The 6,503-nt window shown below is 59.6% G+C and carries 6 protein-coding genes; 1 reads left to right on the top strand and 5 read right to left on the bottom strand.

The window, feature by feature from the left end:
- Window positions 1–125: 125 nt before the first annotated feature.
- The 5 genes from NI20_RS0112830 to NI20_RS0112845 form a co-directional block, all read right to left on the bottom strand.
- Window positions 126–542 carry a hypothetical protein gene (locus NI20_RS0112830; protein ID WP_156108653.1) on the bottom strand — a complete coding sequence of 139 codons (417 nt, stop codon included), beginning with the start codon at window positions 540–542 and terminating at the stop codon, window positions 126–128.
- 213 nt (window positions 543–755) lie between these two features.
- Entirely contained in the window at window positions 756–914 is a 159-nt protein-coding gene (locus tag NI20_RS15260; protein WP_156108654.1) for a hypothetical protein, read from the bottom strand.
- 133 nt (window positions 915–1,047) lie between these two features.
- The gene (spoIVA, locus tag NI20_RS0112835; protein WP_033121790.1) at window positions 1,048–2,523 is read right to left on the bottom strand and encodes a stage IV sporulation protein A; all 1,476 of its coding nucleotides are present in this window, start codon (window positions 2,521–2,523) and stop codon (window positions 1,048–1,050) included.
- Between the two features lie 24 nt (window positions 2,524–2,547).
- Entirely contained in the window at window positions 2,548–4,089 is a 1,542-nt protein-coding gene (locus tag NI20_RS0112840) for an SPOCS domain-containing protein (protein ID WP_033121787.1), read from the bottom strand.
- Window positions 4,090–4,268: 179 nt separating this feature from the next.
- Window positions 4,269–4,457: a hypothetical protein gene (locus tag NI20_RS0112845; RefSeq protein WP_033121788.1), complete on the bottom strand. Its 189-nt coding sequence runs from the start codon at window positions 4,455–4,457 to the stop codon at window positions 4,269–4,271.
- Between the two features lie 217 nt (window positions 4,458–4,674).
- On the opposite strand from NI20_RS0112845, the gene NI20_RS0112850 reads away from it, so the two are divergent.
- A complete protein-coding gene (locus NI20_RS0112850; RefSeq protein ID WP_033121789.1) occupies window positions 4,675–5,838 on the top strand; it encodes a pyridoxal phosphate-dependent aminotransferase in 1,164 nt (387 codons plus the stop codon).
- Window positions 5,839–6,503 lie beyond the last annotated feature (665 nt).

The following is a 6,503-nucleotide window of genomic DNA, read 5'->3' on the forward strand; positions in this document are numbered from 1 at the left end:
TGCCGCCTGCAATTCACAGACAGCAAGCCCTTTCAGCTGCTTGAACAATTTTTACTTCAGAATATTGTCTAACTTTTTGGGGTCACTTCATTCTTTCGAATCGGTTCCTTTTTATATCATTCCGGTCAGTCATCTGCAAACCACTCGCCGAGAATATCTGTGGTAAGCGGCAGCGTCGTTTCCTTCGTGCCGCTTTCCGTGTAGAGCGTCAGCGTAACGGTATTGTTCTGTGCGTGATAGGTCTCCGCCCGCGCGGTCACGCCGAGGGGCGCACTCAGGCGCGCAAGCTGCGCGTCCGCCTTTTCCCAGTCGACCTCACTGCGCTGAGAGCCCCCCTCCGCGGCGTTCCAGCGGTAGACAAAAACGCACGGCGCGTCGTCGCCAAAGGTGCTGCGCGTAATGAGTTCGCTGCGCCCATCTCCCGTGAGATCAAGCGGCCATGCGCCGTCGCCCTCCGCCGCATCATCAAAGTCATAGCCAAAGGTCCTGCCCGCATAGACGAAGCCCTGCTCCGTCAGCGCATAGAAGTCACAAACTGTCATAACTATGCCTTGGATCGTTTCAAGCTCGAAGCCCGGAAATCCGAGCACATCGTCCCGTGCGGTGAGAGAGACTTTTTCGGCAGCGTTGCCATTCCCGATCCAAGTGCCGCGATTCACGCCGAACGGTATGTCGATCTCCGCACCGTCCGCGCCAAAGAGCGCGTAGCGCGCATAGCCAGCCTCATCCGGCTCATAGACCTTCAGCGTGACAGTCTAACCGCCGGCCTCCTCGGTCTGCGTGAGCAGCGCGGCGGGCGCGTCAGCCTCCTCCGGTGGCAATTCCTCTATGATGGGCTGCGGGGTGCGGCTTGCTAAGATGATGCTGACAAGCGCCGCTGCCACCAGCAGCGGCAGCGCGATCTTTCGGCTCATATCCTCTTCCTCCTGTTATTCTTCTTATAGAACAGCATAACAGCGGGCAGAGGAAATGACAAGTTACAAAGTGATGACATTCCAGTTACAGGAATGTAACAAAGCGAGAGGAACCTCCTCTCGCTTTGTTTCTTTACAGGATGATACAGATGAGACCGCCCGTGCCCTCGTTGATGATGCGCTCAAGCGTCTGGCGGAGCTTGAGGCGCGCGTCGTCCGGCATGTGCTTGAGCTTTGCCTGCAAGTCTTCGTTCACGATCTCGTGGAAGCTGCGGCCGAAGATGTTGGACTGCCAGATCTTCGTCGTGTCGCCCTCGAACTCCTGCAAGAGGTAGTTGACCATGTCTTCGCTCTGCTTTTCATTGCCGACGATGGGCGAAACCGTCGTTTCGATGTCGGCGCGGATGATATGCAGGCTCGGCGCGCTCGCCTTGAGCCTCACACCGTAGCGCCCGCCCTGCTTCATGATCTCCGGCTCCTCCAAGTTCAGCTCGTCGACCGTCGGCACAACGATGCCGTAGCCTCTCTCGCGCGCATCGGACACCGCCTGCGCCACCTTGTCGTACTCCGCCTTGACCGACGAGAGCTCAGTGAGAAGGCTCAGCAGATCGCCGTCATCCTTCACATCGAAGCCCGACTGCTCGCTCAGCGTCCGGTAGAACAGTGCGCGCGGGAGCTGCAATTCCGCCGCGGCGACGCCCGTGCCGAGCTGAATGGACGTGATGCGCGCGCTGCTGACGCTTTCGCAGCCGCCGATGGCGCTGATCGCGCCCTGCACCTCTCGGATACAGTGGAGGCTGCCTGTGTTCTCGCGGATGGCCTGATAGAGGCCGCTTTTGATCGGGTGATCGTCGGCAAGCGCCTCGACCCACGGCGGGATGAAGAGGTCCAGCTCGCAGAGCGGGAACTCGTAAAGGATGGCCTTGAGAATCATTCCCACTGCGTTGTCGTCGAGCGTCAGGCAGTTGACGGGCAGACATGTCACGCCATAGCGTGAAGCGATATCCCTTGCCATTGCCTGCACGCGATCGCTTTCCGGCTCTGTCGCGTTGAGCAGAACGAGAAATGGCTTGCCGATCTCCTGTAATTCGCGGATGACGCGGCCCTCGGCCTCTATGTAGTCCTCGCGCGGGATATCGGTGATACTGCCGTCGGTCGTCACAACGACGCCGATGGTCGAATGCTCGCGGATGACGCGCGTTGTGCCAAGCTCCGCCGCCTCACTCATCGTCACCTCGTGGTCGAGCCACGGCGTCGAGACCATGCGGGGGCTCTCGCCCTCCATCTGCCCCGTCGCGCCGGGGATCATATAGCCCACGCAGTCGATGAGCCGAACCGAGCAGCTGCTTCCCTCGTCGAGCGCGATGTCCACCGCCTCTTCCGGCACGAACTTCGGCTCCGCCGTCATCACCATGCGGCCGCTGCCGCTCTGCGGCAGCTCATCCTTCGCCCGCTCGCGGCGGTAGACATTGTCGATATTCGGGATGACCTGCGTCTCCATAAAGCGCTTGATGAACGTCGACTTGCCCGCGCGCACGGGGCCGACGACGCCGATGTAGATGTCCCCCGCCGTGCGGGTCGAAATATCCTGATAGATCTCCGTATTCATGCTCATACCCTCTTCCTCCGTTCCTCAGCGCCTGCGCGGGATCAGCAGCAGCTTTCCGATCACCGCGGCGGATTCCTCCTTGAGCTCGTTGGCCGCGAGGATGGCCTCGACCGTTGTGCGGTACAGCTTGGCAATATCCCACAGCCGCTCGCCCTGCTTCATCGCGCGGAGCACGAGCGAGGGGACGTTCTCGTCCTTTTTCCCGCACTCCTCGGCCTCAAGCGACTGAAGACAAGGATAACGCGGCGTTTCCGCCACGCTGACGGCAAACGTTACGGGGAAGCGCAGCTCCACGCCGTCCGCGCCGACGGACGCGGCGATCTCGCCCGCGTACATGTCCTGCACCCGCGCCTGTCCGCTGCCCGGAAGGTCGGTCTCGAGCAGCACCTCGCTCCGCCGCTCGGAGAGCAGCGGCACGGCGTTTTCGTCGAGATACAGCACGCGCAGATTCGCCGTCGCGCGCAGCGACGCGCTCTCTCCCCCGCCGCTCACGCCCGCGCTGCTGAAGATCACGTCCGTCGCCAGCACCGTCTGCACCTCGGCCCCGGTCTCGATCTTTTCGCGCACGAGCTGCTCGCGCAGCACCAGCGCCGCGCTGTCGCACAGCTCGACCGTCTCCGTCTTCGCGGTCAGGTCGTAGGCCGTGCTGTAAAGGTCCGCCACACAGCAAACGCTTTTCACCTCGCGCACCGCTGTGAACGCGCTGATGTAGAGCCGCAGCGAGATGGCGCGGTTGTTGTCCGGCTCGCTCTCGCTGCCGACATGGATCTCCGCGCCTGTCAGACGCAGCGACGCGCGCACCGTCGTCTCGCCCTCCTCTTCGGCAAGGCCGTCGAGAATCTGCGAAAACGGCAGCTCGCTGCTCATGGACGCAAGGTTCCCGCTCTCATCCAAGTAGATGGCATCCAGCCGCGCGACGCCCTTGAGCACGATCTTGTTGCCGATCGACTTGCAGTCGGTCACGCGCAGCGCGCACTTTGTGCGTAAAAGCTCCTGAATGGGCTCCTTCGTGCCCGAAAGCAGCACTTCATCGGAAAATGTGAAGTCCTTTTCCCGAATGGCGCGGATAATACCGATGTCCTTTTTCTCGCACAGCGTTTCGATCTTGTAGGCTTCCTGCTCCTTCACGCCGCTGCACACGCTCAGCGACGCGGGCACGTAGGGCGTAAGCGTCAGCTCCACGTTCACGCGCGTGAACACCTTGCGCGGATTGAGCATGCGCACTTCGCACGAGCAGAGCCGGCCGTCGAGGCAGCTGTCCGCGCTGCCGCTCAGCGCGCGCCCCTCGATCGTCTCGTCGAGCGGCAGCGTGTATTCAAACGACTTCATCCCCTGCGCGTCCTCGGCCACGTACAAAAGCGTCATGCGGACCGTGCCCGACACCTGCGCTTTTCCGTCTGCGATCTCACGGCTGCGCAGGAAAAGGCACCCGCTCGCATCCACGATGCGGGCAATGTCCGGCAGATAGTCCGGCACGATGGTCTCCGTTGTCTCCTCGCGGTTCTCGCTGAGCTGCGGTAACGCCTGATAACAGGCAAACTGCTCCTTTTTCAATTCCAGTTCCATTGCAGTCCCTCTCCTTCGGCTAAGTGGTTACTGCACTCTATGCACTGTGGACGCGCGTTATGCTTCCTCCCTGACGCCAAATACGCGCCGCAGCAGCGACGAGAGGACCTTGGGTGACTTCCAAACGACGATCTTCATGCTTTTCCCCCTCCCAATATTCATGCTCTTTTCAACCAATGTTAAAATCTGCGCAGGCAGCCGATGCCGCAGAAGATGAGAAGAAACGCGACCAGAAACATCAGCGCCCCCACCGGAAAAACAGCCGCAATGAAAATACCGAGTCCCAGCGCCAGCGCGCAAACACCCACGCAGTGCCACGGGCCGAACAGCGGCGGTCCCGGCGGGCGCGGCGGCGGATTCGAATACATGCTTTTCCCCTCCTCTCCCGGCGTTCGCCTGCTCCATTCTATACAAAAGCGGCCGCCGCGTTCCTGCTTTATCGTGACAAAGCGTCGAACTTCGTCATCTTGTCCTTTGTAATACTTGACATTCTCTCATCTTTATGTAATATTAAGAACAACTTCACTTGATCGCGGCTCTGCGAGCGTGTTCCGCACTGACCGCAACGGAAAGGACGGCACACCCATGCAGGAAATGAGCAGAAGAAATCAGCACTTTACCGACTCCGTCATTCGCAGAATGACGCGTATCTCCAACGAATGCGGCGCGATCAACTTAGCGCAGGGCTTCCCCGATTTTGACCCGCCCAAGGAGATGATGGACCGCCTCGAGGTCGTGAGCCACGAAGGCCCCCATCAGTACCCCATCACGATGGGTGCGCCGAATTTCCGCCAGGCCATCGCGCGCAAATGCGGTCACTTCATGGGCCGCACCATCGACCCCGAGACCGAGATCGTCGCGACCATCGGCTCGACCGAAGCGATGGTCGACACGCTCTTCGCCCTGACGAATCCGGGCGACCGCGTCGTGATGTTCTCCCCGTTCTTCGAAAACTACCGCGCACAGGTCATCATGGCCGACTGCGAGCCGGTCTTTGTCCCTCTGAATCCGCCGACGTTCTCCTTTGACCCGAACGTGCTCGAAGATGCGTTCCGCGGCGGCGCGAAGGCCATCATCATCTGCAATCCCTCGAACCCGAGCGGCAAGGTCTTCACCGAGGAAGAGCTCAAGACCATCGCCGACCTCTGCATCCGCTACGACGTTTACGCCATCATGGACGAGGTATATGAGCACATCATCTACGACGGCCGCAAGCACGTCTACATGAACAGCATCCCCGGCATGTGGGAGCGCACGGTCTCCTGCTCGTCGCTCTCCAAGACCTACTCCGTCACCGGCTGGAGACTCGGCTATGCCATCGCGCCGGAGAACATCATGGCGCGCATCCGCCAGTACCACGACTTCAACGCCGTCGGCTGCCCGTCGCCTCTGATGGAGGCCGCCGTCGTCGGCCTCAACATGCCGCTGAGCTACTACGACGAGTTCGGCGCGCACTACGCGCACATGAAGAAGATCTTCACCGAGGGCATGCGCGACATCGGCATCCCCTTCACCGATCCCGAGGGCACGTACTTCGTGCTGGCAGACATCTCCCCGTATCTCAAGAAGGGCCAGAGCGATGTCGACTTCTGCGAGCAGCTGGCGAGAAAAGCCGGCGTCGGCGCCGTGCCGGGCAGCTCGTTCTTCAATGAACCGATCAATAATATTGTGCGTCTGCACTTCGCGAAGAAGGATGAGACGCTGTACGCTGCGCTGGATCGGCTGAATCATATCAAGGATATGATGTGAGTTTTCCGCACTTCATGCGGAAGGAATGTTCCCCACACTGTGTGGGGACGCGACAAAGGGGGGCTATTCTCTTTCCTCGGAAAGAGAATAGCCCCCCTTACGCCCCCCCAAAGAGGAAGAGTTTTGATTGGCAGTCTCGGGCTTGCGCAAGTCTTTTGCCTCCGGAATGTAATGCCTGCGCTCGGCAGAGCCGCGTTGATTCCTGCTATGCGACTTAGTGTGCTCCTATCATCCGCTGCCGCTCTCGAATCTTGTTTTGGTGCAGTGTAATCACCGTCTACCGATAGTACGCATATCGCGGCGAGCGCCAGCAATGCCGCCTCGGCATGCAAAAGCAAAATTGATAAAATCCTGAAGTAGAACGCAGTTGCGTAAGTGTAACGAATCGCAGGCAGAGCGACAGCGAAGATAGAAGAAAGTCAAATCATTTAGATACAAAAAAGGCAGGCAGTCAATTCCACAGGCTACGCAGCTCTTCGAGCCGCTCGCTTGCAATGCAGTCCCTTTCTCTTGGGGGTCAAAGGGGGATATTCTCTTTCCTCGGAAAGAGAATATCCCCCTTAATCGCTCCCCCTGAAGTGACCCCGAAAAGTTAGACAAATATTTATAGAGAAAATTGTTCAAGCAGCTGAAAGGGCTTGCTGTCTGTGAATTGCAGGCGGCAA

The organism is Oscillibacter sp. ER4 (assembly GCF_000765235.1).
Classification (GTDB): Bacteria; Bacillota; Clostridia; order Oscillospirales; family Oscillospiraceae; genus Hominicoprocola; species Hominicoprocola fusiformis.